The sequence below is a fragment of the Corallococcus sp. CA041A genome (assembly GCF_003612075.1).
GTDB lineage: Bacteria > Myxococcota > Myxococcia > Myxococcales > Myxococcaceae > Corallococcus > Corallococcus exiguus.
In genome coordinates this window covers 1-18,621 of record NZ_RAWF01000038.1, presented here as the reverse complement: position 1 = coordinate 18,621, position 18,621 = coordinate 1, and the positions used below count along the sequence as shown (strand labels likewise).

17 protein-coding genes and 1 tRNA gene are annotated in these 18,621 nt (G+C 70.1%); 8 read left to right on the top strand and 10 right to left on the bottom strand.

Annotated features, from left to right (window positions below):
- Positions 1–8 precede the first annotated feature (8 nt).
- The 4 genes from D7V77_RS09695 (at position 9) to D7V77_RS09680 (ending at position 4,446) form a co-directional block, all read left to right on the top strand.
- Positions 9–1,337 carry a hydroxymethylglutaryl-CoA reductase, degradative gene (locus D7V77_RS09695; protein ID WP_120575982.1) on the top strand — a complete coding sequence of 443 codons (1,329 nt, stop codon included), beginning with the start codon at positions 9–11 and terminating at the stop codon, positions 1,335–1,337.
- 108 nt (positions 1,338–1,445) lie between these two features.
- A complete protein-coding gene (mvk, locus tag D7V77_RS09690; protein WP_120575981.1) occupies positions 1,446–2,384 on the top strand; it encodes a mevalonate kinase in 939 nt (312 codons plus the stop codon).
- Entirely contained in the window at positions 2,381–3,367 is a 987-nt protein-coding gene (gene mvaD, locus D7V77_RS09685; protein WP_120575980.1) for a diphosphomevalonate decarboxylase, read from the top strand. Before mvk ends, mvaD begins: the two co-directional genes overlap by 4 nt.
- Positions 3,367–4,446 (top strand): mevalonate kinase, encoded by a 1,080-nt coding sequence (locus D7V77_RS09680; protein ID WP_120575979.1) that lies wholly within the window; start codon positions 3,367–3,369, stop codon positions 4,444–4,446. Before mvaD ends, D7V77_RS09680 begins: the two co-directional genes overlap by 1 nt.
- 30 nt (positions 4,447–4,476) lie before the next feature.
- On the opposite strand, the gene D7V77_RS09675 is transcribed toward D7V77_RS09680, so the two are convergent.
- Entirely contained in the window at positions 4,477–5,655 is a 1,179-nt protein-coding gene (locus D7V77_RS09675) for a BamA/TamA family outer membrane protein (RefSeq protein WP_120575978.1), read from the bottom strand.
- Between the two features lie 153 nt (positions 5,656–5,808).
- Here D7V77_RS09675 and D7V77_RS09670 point away from each other — a divergent pair, with 153 nt between their 5' ends.
- Both D7V77_RS09670 and D7V77_RS09665 read left to right on the top strand, forming a co-directional pair.
- Positions 5,809–7,401 (top strand): alkaline phosphatase family protein, encoded by a 1,593-nt coding sequence (locus tag D7V77_RS09670; RefSeq protein WP_120576001.1) that lies wholly within the window; start codon positions 5,809–5,811, stop codon positions 7,399–7,401.
- Positions 7,402–7,421: 20 nt separating this feature from the next.
- A complete protein-coding gene (locus D7V77_RS09665) occupies positions 7,422–8,504 on the top strand; it encodes a lysylphosphatidylglycerol synthase transmembrane domain-containing protein (protein ID WP_120575977.1) in 1,083 nt (360 codons plus the stop codon).
- A 72-nt stretch (positions 8,505–8,576) separates the two neighbouring features.
- Here D7V77_RS09665 and D7V77_RS09660 read toward each other — a convergent pair.
- The 7 genes from D7V77_RS09660 to D7V77_RS09630 form a co-directional block, all read right to left on the bottom strand.
- Positions 8,577–8,660 (bottom strand) — tRNA-Leu (locus D7V77_RS09660).
- Positions 8,661–8,743: 83 nt separating this feature from the next.
- The gene (locus D7V77_RS09655) at positions 8,744–9,121 is read right to left on the bottom strand and encodes a 2Fe-2S iron-sulfur cluster-binding protein (RefSeq protein WP_120575976.1); all 378 of its coding nucleotides are present in this window, start codon (positions 9,119–9,121) and stop codon (positions 8,744–8,746) included.
- Positions 9,122–9,124: 3 nt separating this feature from the next.
- Positions 9,125–10,969 carry a Fe-S protein assembly chaperone HscA gene (hscA, locus tag D7V77_RS09650; protein ID WP_120575975.1) on the bottom strand — a complete coding sequence of 615 codons (1,845 nt, stop codon included), beginning with the start codon at positions 10,967–10,969 and terminating at the stop codon, positions 9,125–9,127.
- The gene (gene hscB, locus D7V77_RS09645; protein ID WP_120576000.1) at positions 10,966–11,514 is read right to left on the bottom strand and encodes a Fe-S protein assembly co-chaperone HscB; all 549 of its coding nucleotides are present in this window, start codon (positions 11,512–11,514) and stop codon (positions 10,966–10,968) included. Before hscB ends, hscA begins: the two co-directional genes overlap by 4 nt.
- A gap of 107 nt (positions 11,515–11,621) precedes the next feature.
- Positions 11,622–12,005 carry an iron-sulfur cluster assembly accessory protein gene (locus tag D7V77_RS09640; protein ID WP_120575974.1) on the bottom strand — a complete coding sequence of 128 codons (384 nt, stop codon included), beginning with the start codon at positions 12,003–12,005 and terminating at the stop codon, positions 11,622–11,624.
- Between the two features lie 40 nt (positions 12,006–12,045).
- Positions 12,046–12,438 (bottom strand): Fe-S cluster assembly scaffold IscU, encoded by a 393-nt coding sequence (iscU, locus tag D7V77_RS09635; protein ID WP_120553652.1) that lies wholly within the window; start codon positions 12,436–12,438, stop codon positions 12,046–12,048.
- Positions 12,439–12,555: 117 nt separating this feature from the next.
- Positions 12,556–13,917, bottom strand: coding sequence for an IscS subfamily cysteine desulfurase (locus D7V77_RS09630; RefSeq protein WP_233596782.1), 1,362 nt, complete (start codon positions 13,915–13,917; stop codon positions 12,556–12,558).
- A 369-nt stretch (positions 13,918–14,286) separates the two neighbouring features.
- Between D7V77_RS09630 and D7V77_RS09625 the strand changes: the two genes are divergently transcribed.
- A complete protein-coding gene (locus D7V77_RS09625; protein WP_120575972.1) occupies positions 14,287–15,900 on the top strand; it encodes an SPFH domain-containing protein in 1,614 nt (537 codons plus the stop codon).
- Between the two features lie 70 nt (positions 15,901–15,970).
- Positions 15,971–17,395: a protein-disulfide reductase DsbD gene (locus D7V77_RS09620; protein ID WP_120575971.1), complete on the top strand. Its 1,425-nt coding sequence runs from the start codon at positions 15,971–15,973 to the stop codon at positions 17,393–17,395.
- Between the two features lie 4 nt (positions 17,396–17,399).
- Here the strand turns inward: D7V77_RS09620 and D7V77_RS09615 are convergent, their stop codons facing one another.
- Positions 17,400–17,990, bottom strand: coding sequence for a tRNA-uridine aminocarboxypropyltransferase (locus tag D7V77_RS09615; RefSeq protein WP_120564061.1), 591 nt, complete (start codon positions 17,988–17,990; stop codon positions 17,400–17,402).
- Positions 17,987–18,538, bottom strand: coding sequence for a hypothetical protein (locus D7V77_RS09610; protein WP_014395291.1), 552 nt, complete (start codon positions 18,536–18,538; stop codon positions 17,987–17,989). The genes D7V77_RS09615 and D7V77_RS09610 overlap by 4 nt, the downstream gene beginning before the upstream one ends.
- Positions 18,539–18,621 lie beyond the last annotated feature (83 nt).

Genomic DNA, 18,621 nt, shown 5'->3' with positions numbered 1-18,621 from the left:
GGAAGAACATGTCTGACACCGTGACGTCCCGGCTCGCCGGATTCCACAAGCTGCCCCTGGAGGAGCGCCTGGCGCGCATTGGCCAGATGTTCCGGCTGACCGAGGCGGAGCTGGACCAGCTGCGCGGTGAGAACGGCCTGGACCTGTCCATCGCCAACCAGATGATCGAAAACGCGGTGGGCACGTTCTCCCTGCCGCTGGGCCTGGGCCTCAACCTCAACGTCAACGGGCGCGACTACCTGGTGCCCATGGCCGTGGAGGAGCCGTCCGTCGTGGCGGCGGTGTCGTTCGCGTCGAAGATCGTCCGCGAGTCGGGCGGCTTCATCGCGGAGGCCGACGCGTCGATGATGATCGGCCAGGTGCAGGTCTCCAACTACGGCGACCCTGGCATCGCGTCCGAGAAGATCCTGGATGCGAAGGATGAAATCCTCGCCCTGGCGAACAGCTTCCACCCGGCCATGGTGGCCCGCGGCGGTGGCGCGAAGGACGTGGAGGTGCGCCTGCTGCCCGCGCCGGAAGGACCGCGCGGCGAGCCGCTGCTCATCGTCCACCTGCTCATCGACGCGCAGGAGGCGATGGGGGCGAACCTCATCAACACCATGGCGGAGGGCGTGGCGCCGCTGATCGAGCAGCTGACCGGCGGCCGGGTGTACCTGCGCATCCTGTCGAACCTGGCGGACAAGCGGCTCGCGCGCGCCACGTGCCGCATCCCGCTGCCTCTGCTGGCGGACTTCGGCCTGCCGGGAGAGGTCATCGCCGAGGGCATCGCGCAGGCGAGCCGCTTCGCGGAAGCCGACCCGTACCGCGCCGCCACGCACAACAAGGGCGTGATGAACGGCATCGACGCGGTGGCCATCGCCACGGGGCAGGACTGGCGCTCCATCGAGGCCGGTGCCCACGCGTTCGCGTGCCGCAAGGGGCAGTACCGCCCGCTGTCCACCTGGTACCTGGAAGAGGGGCACCTGGTGGGCCGCATCGAGCTGCCGCTGGCGCTGGGCCTGGTGGGTGGCCCCATCAAGATCCACCCGGGCGCGCAGGTGGCGCTCAAGCTGATGCGCGCCACCAGCGTGCGTGAGCTGTCCATGGTGTTCGCGGCGGTGGGCCTGGCGCAGAACTTCGCGGCGCTGCGGGCCCTGGGCTCCGTGGGCATCCAGAAGGGCCACATGGCCATGCACGCGCGCAGCGTCGCCGTCACGGCGGGCGCGCGCGGTGGGGACGTGGAGAAGGTGGCCAACCTGCTGGTGAAGGCCGGGCACGTGAAGGTGGAGAAGGCGCGGGAGATCCTCGCGAGCCTGCCGCCGGAGACGCCCGTCGTCGCCACCCTCACCAACGGCTGACGTCCGCCCCCGGGCGCTCCCTTGATGCGGGAGCGCTTGACGGGGCAGGGCGGTGCGCGGAATGAAGGCGCCCGCCCCCTTCGCGAGCCTGGTGCCATGACTTCCGCAATGAATCCCCTGGTCGCCTTCGGTGCTGGCAAGGTCATCCTGCTGGGCGAGCACAGCGTGGTGTACGGCTACCCCGCCATCGCCGGTCCCCTGACCATCGGCGTGGTGGCGCGCGGTGGGCCGTCGCGCTCGTGCGTGCTGGACGTGCCGGTGACGGCGGACGCGGCGCAGAAGCGGATGATGCGCAAGGCCTTCGCGCGCGCGGCGAAGCTCGTGGGCGAGCCGAAGGTGAAGGTCACGCTGGAGCCGCAGCTGCCGCTGTCCGCGGGGCTGGGCAGCTCCGCGGCGCTGGCGGTGGCCACGTCGCGTGTGTTGCTACAGGCGGCGGGGCAGGCGCCCACGGCGAAGGCGACGGCGCGGCTGGCGTGGGAGATGGAGCAGGAGTTCCACGGCACGCCGTCGGGCGTGGACCACACCACGAGCGCGGAGGAGAAGCTCATCCTCTACCGGCGGGTGCAGTCGCCGGCGGGTGTCACGGGCCGCGCGCGCGAGTTGAAGAGTCCGCGGCCAGTGTCGGTGGTGGTGGCGCTGGCGGGCGCGCGCAGTCCCACGAAGCTGACGGTGGGGGCGCTGCGCGAGCGGCAGGCGCGGTGGCCGGAGCGCTACAAGCGGCTCTTCGGTCAGGTGGGGAGGCTCGTCACCGAGGCGGCGAAGACGGTGGAGGCGGGCGACCTGGAGGGGCTGGGGGACGCGATGAACGTCAACCAGGGCCTCCTGAACGCGCTGGGGCTGTCGTCACCAGCGTTGGAGGACATGGTGTTCCGGCTGCGCTCGCTGGGCGCGCTGGGGGCCAAATTCACCGGGGCGGGAGGTGACGGTGGCGCGGTCATCGGCCTCTTCCCCGAACCGGAGCCCGTGGTCGCGCAACTGACGCGTGACGGCGTGCGCTGCTTCGCGAGCCAGCTCGCGGGGCCGCGGGTCCAGGGAGACATTCCATGAAGGCAACGGTCCGGGCGCATCCCAACATCGCGCTCGTGAAGTACTGGGGAAAGCGCGACGAGGCGCTCATCCTCCCGCACCAGTCCAGCCTGTCGTTGACGCTGGCCCCCATCCACGTGACGACGACGGTGGAGTTCGGCGCGCCGTCGGACACGGTGGAGCTGCACGGCCACGTGGCCAAGGGCAGCGAGCGCGACCGCGTGCTGCGCCTGTTGGACGAGGTGCGCGTGCAGGCAGGGCGCGACCTGGGTCCCGCGAAGGTGGTGTCGCGCGGGGACTTCCCCATGGCGGCGGGCCTGGCCAGCAGCGCGGCGGGCTTCGCGGCGCTGGCGGTGGCGGGGCGCGCGGCGGCGGGGCTGCCCCAGGACACGCGGGCGTCCAGCATCCTGGCGAGGCGGGGCAGCGGCTCCGCGTGCCGCAGCGTGCAGGGCGGCTTCTGCGAGTGGATGCGCGGTGAGCGCGAGGACGGCGAGGACAGCTACGCCGTGCAGCGCTTCGACGCGGGCCAATGGTCGGACCTGCGCATGGTGGTGGCCATCCTCGACCGCGGCGAGAAAGAGGTGAAGTCGCGGGACGGGATGAAGAACACGGTGGAGACGAGCCCCTACTATCCGGCGTGGGTGAAGGACGCGGAAGCCGAAGTGCCCCGCGCCCGGGAACTCATCGCGAAGAAGGACCTGGAGGCGCTGGGCGAGCTGTGCGAGCGCAACGCGTGGCGCATGCACTGCACGACGCTCTCCGCGGATCCGCCGCTGTCCTACCTGAGCCCGGCGACGCTGGGGCTCATCCAGCACCTGCGCGAGCAGCGCAAGAAGGGCGTGCCGGTGTGGTTCACGCTCGACGCGGGGCCGAACCCGGTGCTGCTGACGACCGCGGCCCACGAGGTCGCGGCGGAGGCCCTGGCCCGCGCCTGCGGAGCCGTGGACGTGGTGCGCTGCGTGCCCGGTGGTGACGCGACGCTGCTCACCGAGCACCTGTTCTGATGGACCGAGCGCTCTCCGCCCCGGGCAAGCTGTTCATCTCTGGCGAGTACGCTGTTCTGTGGGGCGGCGTGTCGCGCCTCGCGGCCGTGGCGCCGCGCACGGCCGCATATGTGCGCAGGCGTCAGGACTCGCGCGTGCACATCTGCCTGGAGGAGGGGACGCTCCAGGGGCTCACCACGCCCCGAGGCGTGAAGTGGGACCGCGAAGTGCCCGCCGGCTTCTCCTTCGTCGCCCGTACGCTGGATGAAGCCCTGCGCGCGCACGGCCGCGCGAGCGTGGGCTTCGACGTGGCGGTGGCTCCGGGCGCGCTCGGCCCGGGCGGTCACAAGCTGGGCATCGGAGGTAGCGCGTCCGCGACGGTGCTCGCCGCGGAGGCCGCGCGCTTCGTGCTGGAGGAGAAGTTCGACGTCCTGAAGCTCGCCCTCACCGCGCACACGCTGGGACAGGGCGGCAAGGGCAGCGGCGGTGACGTGGCCACGAGCTTCGCTGGCGGTGCCGTGCGCTACCGTCGCTATGACATCACCGCGCTCGCGGACGCGGCCAACACCGGCCGCTTCAACGCCGCGCTCGCGGAGTCCCCTCCAGTGGACCTCTGGCGCATGCCCGTGCCGCGCGTGTCCATGCTCTACGCCTTCACCGGCGAGAGCGCGTCCACGAAGCTCCTCATCGGCCAGGTGGAAGCCCGCCTCGCGGACGCCGGGCGCAGGGCCTTCGTGGAGCGCTCGGACGCGTTGGGCCACACGATTGAAGACGGCCTGGGCGGCGGCGACTTCCGTGCCTTCTCCGAAGCCGTGAAGGCCCAGCACGCGCTGCTGCTGGAACTGGGCCCGCTGGAGACCGAAGGCATGCGCCGCGTGCTCGCCATCGCCGCGTCCTACCACTGCGCGGGCAAGCTCTCCGGCGCGGGCGGCGGTGACGGCTGCATCCTCTTCGCCCCGGACGCACAGGCGCGCGAAGCGCTGCGCGAGGGCCTGGAGTCGCGCGGCTTCCTCACGCTGACGCTCGACGTGGAACAGGGCGTGCGCGGCGAAGCGCAGACGGATGCGCGGCTTCGCGGCTGGGTGGACGCGCTCACCTGAAATCAGCGCGGCGCGCGCCCGGGTGCGCCGTTAGAACATGTGACCGAACGTGATGTAGAAGCGCTGACGGCCCGTCTCGGTGGAGCGCGCGTAGTCCATGCGCACCACGGCCGCGCGGCGCGAGAAGCGCAGGCCGCCGCCGATGCCCGGGTGCCACTCATGCCACTTGCCGTCCGTCACACCCGGATGCCACACGCGGCCCAGGTCCAGGAACACCACCGCGCCCAGCGCCAGCGGCTGTCCGAAGAAGCCCATCCGCGCCGCCTGGAAGCGCAGCTCGGAGTTGCTGAACGCCTTCACGTTGCCGGCGAAGCGGTTGCGCTCGATGCCGCGCACGCTGCTCATGCCGCCAATGCCCTCGGACACGTTGACGCCGCCCGTGGTCATCCACTCGAAGAACGGCACCTCCCCGAAGAGCATGTCCAGCGTGAGCCGCTGCGCGAAGACGAGCCGCGGGGTGATGCGGATGTAGCGGCGCTCGCTCAGCGTCACGCCCGCGTACTGGTAGCGGCTGAAGGTGGCCAGGCCCGACACGCGCAGCGCCACCTCCTCCACGCCGCCTGACGTCGGGTCGGCCTCGTCATCGCGCGTGTCCCAGAGCGCGCCCGCGAGCAGCTGCCCGCTGGGCCCGCCCTCGATGCCGATGGGCCGCTCCTGCGCCAGGATGGACGTCTCGTAGGGTGACACGCGCGTGTAGCGCCAGCCGTAGCCCACGTACGACTGGAACGGGTGATTCTCACCGAACGGCCGCCCGCGCAGACGCACCCAGAGGCCCGGCGAGCCCTTGTCGTAGTTGTACCGCTGGTCGTCCACGTCACCCCGGAAGTCCGGGGCGGACAGGTTGCCCGCGCCGAAGAAGGGGCTGCTCTTCTCCTGCCGGTATTCCAGCCGGCCCTCCAAACGCAGGGGCCCCAGCAACTGCGGCCCGTCGTAACGGAGGTAATGATTCATGGCGCCGCGCGCGGTGAAGAACACCTGCGCGGACAGGGCATGCGCGTAGGGCGCCTTGCTGCCGTCGCCATAGAGGTACATGCCGCCGACAGCGCCGTAGCCGAAGCCCTGATCCGAGCTGAAGGACAGGAGCGGCAGCGCGATGCCGTCCATCGTAGGCGTTCGCTTCACGGGCGAGAGCCCGGGCGCCGTGCGGCTGGCCGCCACGGCACTCAGTGACAGCAGCATGAAGAACAGGAAGACGACTGGAGCCAGCATCGAAACCCCGTGAAGCCCCGAGGGGGCGCATCGATTCCAGCCCGGGACAGAGACCCTTTCCGCCCGCCTGCTCTCCAAGAGAGCAGCGCGGCCTCGGAAGCTCCTGTCCCCCTGAATGCCCATTTTGCCTTGGGGGATGGGGGAGCCGTCAACGTGCGCGAAAGTCTCAACGAGCTCGTCAGCGAGAATTCACGAAATTGGGCGAATACCCTCGTCCGGAGGATTGGATCGAAAGTTCCGCCCGTGGCGGCGCGTCGGCCTCGGAACGCTCTTCTCGTCCATCTGGACGGTGTGCCCAAGGCGCTCCTCGACGAGGCCATTGTCACGGGGCGCATGCCCTTTGTTTCACAGCTGGTCCGCTCTGGCGCGTATCACTTGGAGAACGCGTTCTGGGGAGCGCCCACGTCCACGCCGTTCTTCCAGGCGGGGCTGCTCTACGGGCTGCGGCATCCGAACCTGCCGGGCTACAGCTGGTACGACCGGGCGCTCGGCCGCAAGGTGCAGATGAACACCCCGGGCGACGCGATGGCCATTGACGCGCGCCTGCGCGGACACGGCCGCACGAGCCTGTTGGACCACGGCGGCCACACGTACTTCTCGCTCTTCCACGCGGGCGCCACGAACCGCATGTGCATGAGCACGCTGTCGAGCTTCAAGCTGATGGCGCGCTCGTTCGCGTACGAGATGCAGGGCCTGGGTTCGGCGCGCACGAGGGGGGCGTGGGACTTCCTGCGTTCCTTCGGCATGGAGTCCTGGCACGCCGTGCGCGAGGTGCGCCAATGGGCGCGCCAGCTCAACGACTGGCGCCACGAGCAGGGTTTCCTCCTGAGCCGCATCCTCCTCCAGCGGTTGGGCTGGAGCTTCGCGTACACCAAGTCCCTGGTGGACATGGTGCGCGGCGTGCCGCTCATCTATCTGGTGTACGGCAACTACGATGAAGTGGCGCACCGCCGCGGTCCGCGCTCGGAGCTGGCGATGCAGGAGCTCCACCGTGTCGACGCGTCACTGGCGGAGCTGTTCGCCGTGGCCCGCGCCGCGCCGGAGCCCTACGACGTCATCCTCCTGTCGGATCACGGCCACGTGGACAGCCTGCCCCTGGAGCAGCGCCAGGGCCGGCGCCTGGAGGCCGTCCTCTTCGAAGGCGAGGTGCCCGAGCTGCGCGCGGACGTGCGCCGCGGCCTGCTGGATGGGCGCCAGCCTCCAGCCCCGGACACCGCCGCGCGCGAGCCCTTCATCCCGGTGGTGGTGGAGGCCGGTAACTTCGCGCACATCTACCTGAGCGGCCGTCCCGCGCCACTGGAGGCGCGCGAGCTGCTGGCGCTGCATCCGGAGGTGCTGGCGCGGGCCACCCACAACCCGGACATCGGCATGGTGGCGATGCGCCGGGGCACCGAGGCGGTGGTGGTGATGGGCGGAGGCGTCTACAGCCTGGAGGACCTGGACCGTGCGCCGCTCACCACCGAATACAGCAAGCGCGCCGTGGCGGACTTCCTCCAGGGACTGCCACGCATGGACACCGCGGGGGACCTGGTCCTCTTCGGTGAAGCCGTGCAGAAGGGCGGCACGGTGGGCTTCGCGTGGGAGTTCGGCTCGCACGGAGGCTTGACGCGCGTGGAGTCCGACAGCCTGGTGATGTGGCCCGCGAACGGCCCGGTGGACCTGTCTGGCCTGAGCCACTGCGCGCGGTTGCACGAGCGCCTGGCGGAGGCCTACCTGGACACCGGCTCACCGCGGATTCTCCATTGAGACCGAGGAAGGGGAGGACCATGCGGCTTCCCAACGCCAGTGGACGCACGTGGCTCAAGGTGCTGGGCGGAGTGGTGGGACTCGTCCTGTCCCTGCTCCTGCTATCCACCGCGTTCTTCAAGTGGAACCTGAGCGGATCCGGGGACCTGCTGACGCCGCGCTTCCCGCTGGACAAGTTCGTCCGCGACCTGCCGGGACACCTGGTGTGGCTGGTGCCGTTCATGCTCCTGCAGGCGTCGCTGGTTCCGCTGCGGGCGGTGCAGTGGCAGGCCACGCTGCGCAAGCACATCCCGTTCAAGGACCGCTTCCAGATGGTGGGCATTGGCGTGTTCGTGCACAACGCGCTGCCGGGAAAGTTGGGGGAGGTGACGCGCTCCTTCCTCCTGTCGCGCACGCACAACATCGCCTTCATCCGGAGCCTGGGCTCCGTGGGCGTGTGCAAGCTGATGGAGTTCGCCTGTCTGATGCTGCTGGTGGCCCTGTCCTTCCTGGGCCCCTTCGGCGAGACCATGGCCCACTTCCGGACGGAGCTGCACGTGGCGCTGTCGCTGTGCATCGGCCTGGTGGCGCTGGTGGTGCTGCTGGCCCACTGGGCGGCGCCCCTGGGCCGCTGGCTGCACCAGCGTCACACCATGCCCCGCGTGGACAGCTTCCTGAATCACGTGGGCGAGGGGCTGGGCACCGCGCGCTCCTTCAAGGGCATGACGAAGGTGTTCTTCTTCTCCATCTTCCCGGTGTTCGCCTCCGCGCTGGCGTACGGCCTGGCGCTGCACGGCGTGCACATCCCCGGGGGCCTCTTCGCGGGCGCCGTCGTGCTGGGCGCCATCTCCCTGGGGCAGTCGCTGCCGGGCGTCCCGGCGGGCATGGGCATCTACTACTTCGTCACCAGCTGGGCGGCGCGCGCGCTGGGCTCCAACCCGGAGGACGCGGCGGCCTTCGCCACGCTCACCCACCTGGGCACCGTCATCAGCCAGGTGGCCGTGGGCGCCTGGTGCGTGCACCGCTCCAAGCTGCGGATCCGCGACCTGCGCAAGGGCGGCCGGCTGGCCAACGCCGCCGCGCACCACGTGGCGCATGAAGCGGTGGAACCCGCGCCGCCCTGAGCCGCGCGAAGAGGGCAGGGCCGGAAAACAAAAAGGGCCCCGACTTGTGGTCGGGGCCCTTCGATTACTTCATGCCCAGGAGAGGACTCGAACCTCCATGCCCTTGCAGGCGCTAGACCCTGAATCTAGTGTGTCTACCAATTCCACCACCTGGGCAGGTGGCTCGCGGTGCCTTGCGGCGCCGTGATGGGCGAGACGTATAAAGAACCTCCCCCGCCCGGTCAACACCCTTTTTCAGGCTACTTCTTCAGCGGCCAGCGGCCCTCGGACTCGAGCTTCCGGCGGATGGCCGGGTTCTCGTCCATGAAGGCGACCAGCGATTCCTCGGTGATTTCCACCGTGACGTCCTCGCCGCCGACCTCCGTCTGACACGACAGGCGGGAGTACGGACGGACGTCGAAGCCCATGTCCAGGCGGTCCATCTCGTCGTCCCGCTGCTCGCTCAGCGAGTCCAACCCCTTGCGGACCCAGACATGGCAGGTGGAGCACCCGCACACGCCGCCGCAGCTGTGGCCCACCTGGGCCTCGCCCTTCTCCGCGGCGTCCAGCAGGGTGGTGCCTTGGGGCACGTCCACGGCGACCTCGGCCAGGGGGCTCTTGAAGGTGACCTTGGGCACGGCTCAGTACTCCTCCACGGAATGGCCGGACACCACCTGGGTGATGGCGCGGTTCATGACCCGTTCGATGAAGGCCCGGGACGCCTCGTCCAGCGCGTGCAGGGCCTCCTTCACGGCCATGTAGTCCTTGCCCTGCGCGGCTTCGCGCACGCGGGCCATGGCGGCCTGGATGGCCTCCGGCTCGCCGGCCTGGAGCAGCGCCGCGTTCTCGCGCAGCTGGCGGTCGGCCTCGGAGAGGACGCGCTCGGCCTCCACCTGCTGCTCGCGCAGCTGGCGGGCCTGGATGTCGTCCTCCGCGAAGTCGATGGAGTCGAGGAGCATCTTCTCAATCTCCTCCTCCGTGAGTCCGTGGCTGGGCTTCACGGTGATGGCCTGCGCCACGCCGGTGCTCTGCTCCTTGGCGGTGACGGACAGGATGCCGTCCGCGTCCACCTGGAAGCGCACCTCCACGCGGGCCATGCCGGCCGCCATGGTGGGGATTCCGGAGAGCGTGAAGCGCGCGAGGCTGCGGTTGTCCTGCACCAGCTCGCGCTCGCCCTGCACCACGTGCACGTCCAGGCCCGTCTGGCCGTCCTTGAACGTGGTGAACACCTGCGCCGCCGCGGTGGGGATGGTGGAGTTGCGAGGGATCAGCTTCTCCGTGATGCCGCCCATCGTCTCCAGACCCAGCGACAGGGGGATGACGTCCAGCAGCAGCACCTCGTCCTGACGGTCGCCGTCGGTGAGGAGGCTCGCCTGGACCGCCGCGCCCAGCGCCACGACCTGATCCGGATCGATGTCGCCCAGGGGCTCGCGGCCGAACAGCTCCGCCACGAAGCGGCGCACCGCGGGCACGCGCGTGGAGCCGCCCACCAGGATGACGCCGTCCAGCTCGCCCGCCGCCACGCCCGCGTCCTTCAGGGCCCGCCGGCACACCGTGCCCGTCTTCGCCACGAGCGATTGGATCCACGCCTCGAAGTCCGCGCGGGACAGCGGCTGCGAATGGCCCTCCACGCTGAGCGTGACCTCCGCCGCGTCGGTGAGCGCCTCCTTCGCCTTTCGAGCGGCGACCATCAGCTCCGCCACCTGCGCGGGAGTGGGGGCCTGGACGCCCATCTTCTGGAGCACGTGCTGCGCGATGGCGCGGTCGAAGTCGTCGCCGCCCAGCGCGGAGTCACCGCCGGTGGACTTCACCTCGAAGACGCCGTCCTCCAGCTTGAGGATGGAGATGTCGAACGTGCCGCCGCCCAGGTCGTAGACGGCGAACATCCCCTGGCTGCCCTTGTCCAGGCCGTACGCCAGCGCGGCGGCGGTGGGCTCGTTGAGCAGGCGCAGCACTTCCAGGCCCGCGAGCTTCCCCGCGTCGCGGGTGGCCTGGCGCTGGGCGTCGTCGAAGTAGGCGGGCACGGTGATGACGGCCTGCTCCACCTTGCCGGAGAAGTGCGCCTCCGCGCGGCGCTTCAGGGCGCGCAGGATTTCGCCCGACACTTCAATGGGCGTCACCGGCTGGCCACCGGCCACGTTGAAGCGCACCACGTTGGCGCCGGGGGCGAAGTCGTAGTGGCCCAGCTTGCGCGTCTCCGGGTCGTCCGGGCTGCGGCCCATGAAGCGCTTCACCGACACGATGGTGTCCGTGGGGGCCTCGGCCGCGAGCTTCCGCGCGCGGGCGCCCACCACCACGCCGCCGTCCCTACCGTAGTGCACGACGGAGGGCAGCAAGAGCGAGTCGCCGTCGTCCACCGGAACGCACCGGGGCTTGCCCTGGGACACGGACGCCACCAGCGAGTGGGTGGTCCCCAGGTCGATGCCCACCACGTGCCCCTTCGGCTTGAGCGGGTCGTGGATCTGCAGATAGCCGTTGTTGCTCACGCGAGCACCTCCTCCTCGAACGCGTCCACCTGCTCGAGGAAGCGCGTGAAGTAGCGCACCCGCCCCAGCGCGTGCGACGCCTTTCTCACCCCGTCCGGAGAATCCCCAGCGCCTTCCAGCGTGCCGAGCGACGCCACGGCCTCCTGGAGCGCCGCCGCCTTGCGGCCCGCCACGTCCTTCGCCATGGCCTGGGCCTTGGGCAGGTCCCTGGCCGCGATGGCTTCATCCAACGCCTCGCGCAGCTCCATGACCTCCTCCAGGAACTCCAGGGGCATGTCCTTCTGGGCGCCCGCGTCCTCGCGGTCCAGGTCCACGCCGTGGAGCTTGAGCAGGTAGAAGGCGCGGCGCACCGGGTCCTTCAGCGTCTTGAAGGCCCCGTTGAGGGCGGTGGTGCCCTCCACGGCGGCCAGGCGCGCCTTCGCGTCACCGGGTCCGACGCGGTCCGGATGCAGTTGGAGCGACAGCTCCCGGTACTGCTTCTCCAGGGCCGGCACGTCCACGGCGTGGGAGCGGGGCAGCCCGAACACGTCGAAGTGGGTCCTCACGGTGCGCACATCCTCATGGGGGAAACGAAAAAGGGGCCCGGCACCGGGCCGGACCCCTGCTGCCCGCTCCCTGACCGACAGGGCGGGCGGGAAGGCCGCTTCAGGCTTTAGACGGAGAAGCTCTCTCCGCAGCCGCAGGCGGCCTTGATGTTGGGGTTGTTCAGCTTGAAGCCGGACGCCATCAGCGTCTGCTCGAACACCAGCTCCGTGCCGATGAGGTACAGGTAGCTCTTCGGGTCCACGAAGACGCGCACGCCGTCGCGCTCGAACACCTTGTCGCGCTCGCGGGACTTCTCCGACCACTCCATGGAGTACTGGAGGCCGGAGCACCCGCCGCCCTTCACCGCGATGCGCAGGCCGGCGTCCGGAGTCTGGCGCTCTTCCAGTAGCTGCTTGAGGCGCGCCACCGCGCTGTCCGCCAGGCCAATGCCCTTGGGGGCCGGCTTGGGAGGCGTCTGAGGGGCCTGGGTCGTCTGGGCCTGCTCGTTCATGGGGTCGTCCTCGATCCTGGAAGAGGTACCGCGAGGGGCATCAGGCCTGCCGCGACGCGCGCTTCTTCTTGAAGTCTTCGATGGCCGCCTTGATGGCGTCCTCGGCCAGCACGGAGCAGTGGATCTTCACCGGGGGCAGCGCCAGCTCCCGGGCCACGTCCTTGTTGGAGATGGTCATGGCCTGATCCACCGTCTTGCCCTTCACCCACTCGGTGACGAGCGAGCTGGACGCGATGGCGGAGCCGCAGCCGAAGGTCTTGAACCGCGCGTCCTCGATCACGCCCGAGTCGCTGATCTTCAGCTGGAGGCGCATCACGTCGCCGCAAGCGGGGGCGCCCACGAGGCCGGTGCCGACGTTCGGGTCGTTCTTGTCGAGCGTCCCCACGTTGCGGGGGTTCTCGTAGTGCTCGATGACCTTCTCGCTGTAAGCCATGCGTCTAACGCTCCTTCACACAACGCTTGAACTGATGCGCCATCCGGGCAACCGATGCGCGGCCGGGCGGGCGGGGGGTTCCGTGCCCGGCGGGAAATCTTGAGGGGAGGGGAGCGCCTAGTGGGCGGTCCACTCGATGCTCTTGAGGTCGATGCCTTCCTTGGCCATCTCGTACAAGGGGCTCATGTCTCGCAACTTGCGGACTTTGTCCACCACGAGGCGGATGACGAAGTCGACCTCCTCCTCCGTGTTGAAGCGGCCCAGGCCGAAGCGGATGGAGCTGTGCGCCATGTCCTCTTCGACCCCCAGGGCGCGCAGCACGTAGGAGGGCTCCAGCGACGCGGACGTGCACGCGGAGCCGGACGACACCGCGACGTCCTTGATGGACATCATCAGGGCCTCGCCCTCCACGTAGGAGAAGGAGATGTTGAGGCTTCCCGGCATGCGGTGCTCCATGCTGCCGTTCACCGTTACCATGTCCAGCTGCTCCATGATGCCGGTGCGCAGCCGCTCACGCAGGCGGAACAGGCGCGCCGCTTCTTCCGGCAGGTCCTGCCTCGCCACTTCCGCCGCCGCGCCGAAGCCGACGATGGACGCCACGTTCAACGTGCCGCTGCGCATGCCGCGCTCGTGACCGCCGCCGTCCACCATGGGCGCGATGCGCACGCGCGGCTTGCGGCGCACGTAGAGGGCGCCCACGCCCTTGGGGCCGTACATCTTGTGCGCGCTGATGGAGGCCAGGTCGACGTTCATCTTCTCCACGTCGAAAGGCACCTTGCCCACGCCCTGCACCGCGTCGCAGTGGAAGAGGACGCCCTTCTCACGGCACAGCTTGCCAATCTCCGCCACCGGCTGGACCACGCCGATCTCGTTGTTGGCGAACATGATAGAGACGAGCACCGTCTTGGGCGTCATCGCCGCGGCCAGCTTCTCCAGGCTCACGCGGCCGTCCTTCTCCACGTCCAGGTAGGTGACGCGCGCGCCACCCGTGGGCATCTCCGCCCACTTCTTGTACGTGTCGTCCGCGTCCAGGTTGAGCTTCGCGGCCAGCTCCGGGACCTCTTCCGGCGTGACGTCGCGCTCGGCCAGCTGGCCCAGGCGCAGCAGCTTGAGCTCGTCCAGGCGCTCCTGGCGCACGCGCTCCAGGCGCTTGCAGGTGTCCAGGACGGCCTTGTGCTCCGTCTTCAGGGTGATGATGTGGTCGCCCTTGGACTTGTAGAACTCGATGACGCCCTTGATGGCCAGGTTGTCGGACTCGGTGGCGCCGGAGGTGAAGACGATCTCCTTCTCCGACGCGCCAATGAGGTCCGCCACCTGCCGGCGCGCCTTCTCTACCGCGGCCTCGGCCTTCCAGCCGAACGCGTGATTGCGGCTGGCCGCGTTGCCGAAGTCCTCGCGGAGGTAGGGCAACATCACTTCCAGCACCCGCGGATCGAGCGGGGTGGTCGCGTGGTTGTCCATGTAGATGGGCAGGCTCAGCATGAAGTCCTCAGGAAGAAGTGACGCAGGAGGGTGGAACACCCCTCCGCTCCCCGGCGACGCGGTGGGTCCGCGCGCAGCGGCAGGGTCTACATGGGCCCACACGAATGTGGACCGGACTGGTCAATTATAAAATCGACCCCCCTCGGGTCAAGGGAACATGGGGTCCAGGGCCTCTGTCCGCGACGCACCGGGTCGTGGGATGCGCCGGCCGGGTTCAACGCTCCTCCGGAATGGAGCACTCCGGCCGCGCCGGGTTGGAGCGGGGTGATCCGAAACGGTGCTTCGCGCGCCCATAAGTGCCCGTTTCGTGGCACCCCGGGGCATGGCCGGGCGCCTGCACTGGAGCCAGCGCGGAGGGTGCCAGACATGAGCGCCAACGCGAAGACGCAGGCCCGGAGCAACGCCCAGGACACGCAGCAGGACGGGACGGGGCGGCCGTCGCTGGTCCGCCTGGAGGGAGGGTTGGATCGCTCCCGCTACGTGGACGGCTGGCGGGCGGGCAAGCCAGCGGAGGACCCCGACAAGGTGAAGAAGTGGGGGCTCATCACCGCGCGGCCCAGCGAGTTCCTCATCCACATGCGCCGGGGGCGCGTGCGCGAGGTGAGCGGCCAGGGCGCCAGCTGCTTCAAGCTGCCGGGGGACTCGGTGGCCATCGTGCCCACCAGCATCCAGCGGTTCCAGTTCACCGCGGATCAGGTGACGAGCGAGAAGGTGGGCGTGGCGGTGACGGGCCTGGCGGTGTACCGCATCGCGGATCCGCTGGTGGCCTTCCGGATGCTCAACTTCAGCTACCCGGAGCGCGCGCAGGAGAAGCTGGCGGAGCTGCTCGGGGAGATGTTCGTGGGCGCGGCGCGCCGGCTGGTGGCGAACCTCACCGTGGAGGAGTGCCTCACCCGGCGCAAGGAGGGCATCGCGGCGGAGCTGATGCGCGAGATTGCCCCCGTGCTCTCCGGACGGGGCCGGCTGGAGGACCGCACCGACGTGGGCTGGGGCGTGCTGCTGGACACGATTGAAATCCAGGACGTGCGCGTCCTGTCCTCCTCCGTCTTCGAACACATGCAGGCCCGCTTCCGCCGGGAGCAGGAGCGGCAGGCGCGCGAGGCGGAGCTGGCCAAGGAGCGCTTCGTGCGGCGCGAGGAGACGGAGGCCGAGCGCGTGCTCAACCTCCAGAAGCTCGCCGCGCGCGAGGAGGTCCGCCAGCGCACGCAGGCCACGGAGGAGCAGGCGCAGATGGAGCAGCTCGCGCAGGAAGCGCGGCTGGCCCAGGCGAAGATGGAGCAGGCGCGTCAGCAGCAGCAGGAGCGCACCTCCGTGGATCGTGAAGTGGCGCTCGCGAAGCTGACCGCACAGGAGGAGGTCCGCACGCGCACGGAGGCGCTGAAGGAGCAGGCCCGGCTGGAGGCGCTGGCCACGGACGCACGCCTGGAGGAGGCGCGGCTCACCAGCGAACGGCAGCTCGCGTACAACCGCGCGCAGGGTGAACTGGAGGAGCTGCGCTGGGAGCAGGAGGCGGAGGCCGCCAAGGCCCAGGTGGAGCTGGAGCGGATGCGCCGCCAGCAGGAAGCGGAGGCCGCGCGTCACGAAGTTCAGCTCGCCGTGGCCCGGCAGGAGGCCGAGCAGCTGTCCGCCCGGCTCCAGGTGCTGCTGGCGAAGCAGTCCATCGCGGAGGCGGAGGCCGGCATCGCGGAGCTGGAGCTGCGGCGCACCCGCTCGCAGCAGGGGTTGGAGATGGAGCGCGCGCAGACGCTGCGTGACATCGAGAACTCGGTGAGTCCAGAGGTCATCCAGTTGACGTTAGCGCAGCAGCTGCCTCAGGTGGCGGCCGCCTTCCAGCAGCGGATGGGCGAGGTGCACGTGACGGCGGTGGATGGAGCGAACCCCTTTGGCTACATCGCCGCCGCCGTGGAGGGCGTGATGGGGCTGGCGCGCTCCGCGGGGCTGAAGGTGCCTGCCGCCCCCGCGCAGATGCCGGCGGGGTAGCCGCGTCCCCGGCCTCCGCATATAGAAGGGAGCCTCCGAAGGTCCGGACGCGCGGAGGCGTAAGGCACGCATGGACACGAAGAAGCTGACGCTGGCGGCGGTGGTGGCGGGAGTGGCGGTGGCGGTGGTGCCGTGGCTGTTGCCCACGGGGCCGAGCGCCGGGCTGGACGCGGCCCGGTTCCTGGAGTCGGGGAACCTCGCCTGGGGCGCGCTGGTGGTGTTCGCCGGCGGCCTGCTCACCGCGCTGACGCCGTGCGTGTACCCGCTCATCCCCATCACCGTGTCGGTGTTCGGCGCGAGGAAGGCGGAGGCGCGGGGCCGCTCGCTGGCGCTGACCACGTCCTACATCGTGGGCATGGGCGTGGTGTTCAGCGCGCTGGGCGTGCTGGCGGCGAAGACGGGCCAGGCCTTCGGCTCCATGCTGGGCAGTCCCGTGGTGGTGCTGGGGCTGGCGGCGTTCCTGCTGCTCCTGGCCTCGTCGATGTTCGGCGCGTTCGAGCTGGCACTGCCGTCGTCCATGCAGACGAAGCTGAGCAACGTGGGCGGAGCGGGCATCGCGGGCGCGTTCGTGATGGGCAGCGTGTCCGGGTTCCTGGCGGCGCCGTGCACGGGGCCGGTGCTCACGGGCCTCCTGGCCTTCGTGGCGAAGTCCGCCAACACGACGCTGGGCGCGACGCTGCTGTTCATCTACGCGCTGGGCATCGGCGTGCCGTTCTTCCTCATCGGCGTCTTCACCGTGCGCCTGCCGCGCGGTGGCGTGTGGATGGAGTGGGTGAAGAGCGTGCTGGGCATCATGCTGGTGGCGCTCGCGTTCTCGTACGTGAAGGACGCCTTCCCCTGGGCGCGCGACACCGTGAAGGCGCTGGGCGCCGAGGTGGGCCAGGTGCCCGGCGCGGTGCTGGCCGCGGTGCTGGTGGTGGTGGGCGTACTGGTGGGCGCGGTGCACCGTTCGTTCAAGGAGGGCGCGCGCGACTTCGGCTTCAAGGCGTTGGGTGTTGCGCTGGTGGTGGGCGCGCTGGTGGTGCGCGGCGGTGCGCTGGACGCGCGGCCCACGGGTGAGCTGTGGGTGCGCATGGGCCTCCAGGAGCGCCCGGTGGCGCCGTCGTGGCAGTGGCACCACGTGATGCCGGCGAAGAAGGCGACGTTCGACGCCAGCCAGTTCGAGCAGGTGCTCGCGGCGGCGAAGAAGGAAGGCCGTCCGGTGCTCATCGACTTCTTCGCGGACTGGTGCGCGGCCTGCAAGGAGCTGGACCGGCTGACGTATCCGTCCTCGGAGGTCATCACCCAGGCCGAGGGCAGCCGCTTCCTCACCATCAAGATCGACGCGACCAACAGCGAGGACCGCCTGGACGCGCTGATGGAGCAGCTGGGTGTGGAGGGCCTGCCCACGGTGGCCTTCGTGAACCCGGATGGCACCGTGCTGACGAAGCCGCGCGTGACGGGCTTCCTGGAGCCCGTGCCCTTCGCGGCGGAGATGCAGAAGGTCCTGCAGTAGGTCGCTAGAGGTAGTTCTCCCAGCCCAGCCGACCGCGGCTCGCGAGCACGCGCTCAATCATCAGCTCGTGCAGGGTGAGCAGCGGCTTCGCGAGCTCCTCGCCCTCCAGCCGCGCGAGCGCGCCGGCCATGGCCTCCAGCGTGGACATCCCATCCGGGTGTGGCGGCTTGCGCAGGCGGCGCGTGTCCGGCGCGGGTGGCGGTAGCCTCATGCCCGGCAGCCTGCGCAGGGCGGGGACTCGCTGCACCATGCGTCGTGCCTGCGCCCAACTCCCATCGATGACCACGAGCCGCTTTGGGGGAGGACCCTCCGCCTCCGGTGCGTCCGGGAACAGGAGCCACGTGTCCGGCGTGTCCAGCACCGACGCGTCGAAGGGCGCTCCGGGCGCTCCATAGGACACGATGTGGCAGCGGGGCAGGGCGAGCGCCGCGATGCGCGCCGTGTTGGTGCTCTTCTGCGACTCCTTGTTGTGCCGGATGATCAGCAGCTCCGTGCGCGTGGGGATGACGGGCACGTCCGCGCACAGGCACAGGGCCGTGGGCAGATAGCACCGCTCACAGCGGCCCGACAGGTCCTCCGGGGTGCTCGACCTCATTTCGCCGCGGTGCGGTAGCGCTCCATCAGGGCTCGCGCCTCACGCAGCTTCTCCTCGACAAAGCGGTCGTCCGCGTCCGGCTCGTATTCAGCGTCCGGCGGATCCAACTGGAAGAGGGCGGACAGGCTCGCTGGGGCGACCTCCAGCCACTCGGACGTGCGGGTGAGCGCGGCCTGCCTCCGCCCGGCGAAGGTCTCCGGCCCGTCCTCTGGGCCGCACCGGCAGATGCGCGCGGAGTCCCCGGATACGTCCACGTAGAGCCCCAGCACCTCAGCGTCCACCTCCGCGGCCAGCGCGCAGGTGGCCTCGCTGACGTAGGCCGCCATGGCCTGCGCCGCGGAGCGCTCCGTCAGCGAACGCACCAGGTAGACCTGCCACCCGGCCTCCGTGAGCGCCCCGGCCTCACTCAGTGGGGCCAGCTCCGCCGGCGGTGCCTGGATGCGCGACAAGAGCCGGCGCACCGGGACCTCCAGCCGCTCGAGCCGGGCGTTCGACGCGGGGCAGAAGAAGACCACGCGGTACTCTCGGCTGTCGGCGGCGGTTTCCATGGGCATACGGCGGTGGCCCAAGAGGACCAAAGGACTCCCCAGGCACGCAAGGGGGGAGTTGCGCCCGAGGACGCTTCCCCGTG

Excerpts from the sequence above, each read along its gene's own strand:
- D7V77_RS09695 (WP_120575982.1), top strand. The coding sequence starts at position 9 with ATGTCTGACACCGTGACGTCCCGGCTCGCCGGATTCCACAAGCTGCCC.
- mvk (WP_120575981.1), top strand. The coding sequence starts at position 1,446 with ATGAATCCCCTGGTCGCCTTCGGTGCTGGCAAGGTCATCCTGCTGGGC.
- mvaD (WP_120575980.1), top strand. The coding sequence starts at position 2,381 with ATGAAGGCAACGGTCCGGGCGCATCCCAACATCGCGCTCGTGAAGTAC.
- D7V77_RS09680 (WP_120575979.1), top strand. The coding sequence starts at position 3,367 with ATGGACCGAGCGCTCTCCGCCCCGGGCAAGCTGTTCATCTCTGGCGAG.
- D7V77_RS09675 (WP_120575978.1), bottom strand. The coding sequence starts at position 5,655 with ATGCTGGCTCCAGTCGTCTTCCTGTTCTTCATGCTGCTGTCACTGAGT.
- D7V77_RS09665 (WP_120575977.1), top strand. The coding sequence starts at position 7,422 with ATGCGGCTTCCCAACGCCAGTGGACGCACGTGGCTCAAGGTGCTGGGC.
- D7V77_RS09640 (WP_120575974.1), bottom strand. The coding sequence starts at position 12,005 with ATGAACGAGCAGGCCCAGACGACCCAGGCCCCTCAGACGCCTCCCAAG.
- iscU (WP_120553652.1), bottom strand. The coding sequence starts at position 12,438 with ATGGCTTACAGCGAGAAGGTCATCGAGCACTACGAGAACCCCCGCAAC.
- D7V77_RS09625 (WP_120575972.1), top strand. The coding sequence starts at position 14,287 with ATGAGCGCCAACGCGAAGACGCAGGCCCGGAGCAACGCCCAGGACACG.
- D7V77_RS09620 (WP_120575971.1), top strand. The coding sequence starts at position 15,971 with ATGGACACGAAGAAGCTGACGCTGGCGGCGGTGGTGGCGGGAGTGGCG.
- D7V77_RS09615 (WP_120564061.1), bottom strand. The coding sequence starts at position 17,990 with ATGAGGTCGAGCACCCCGGAGGACCTGTCGGGCCGCTGTGAGCGGTGC.
- D7V77_RS09610 (WP_014395291.1), bottom strand. The coding sequence starts at position 18,538 with ATGGAAACCGCCGCCGACAGCCGAGAGTACCGCGTGGTCTTCTTCTGC.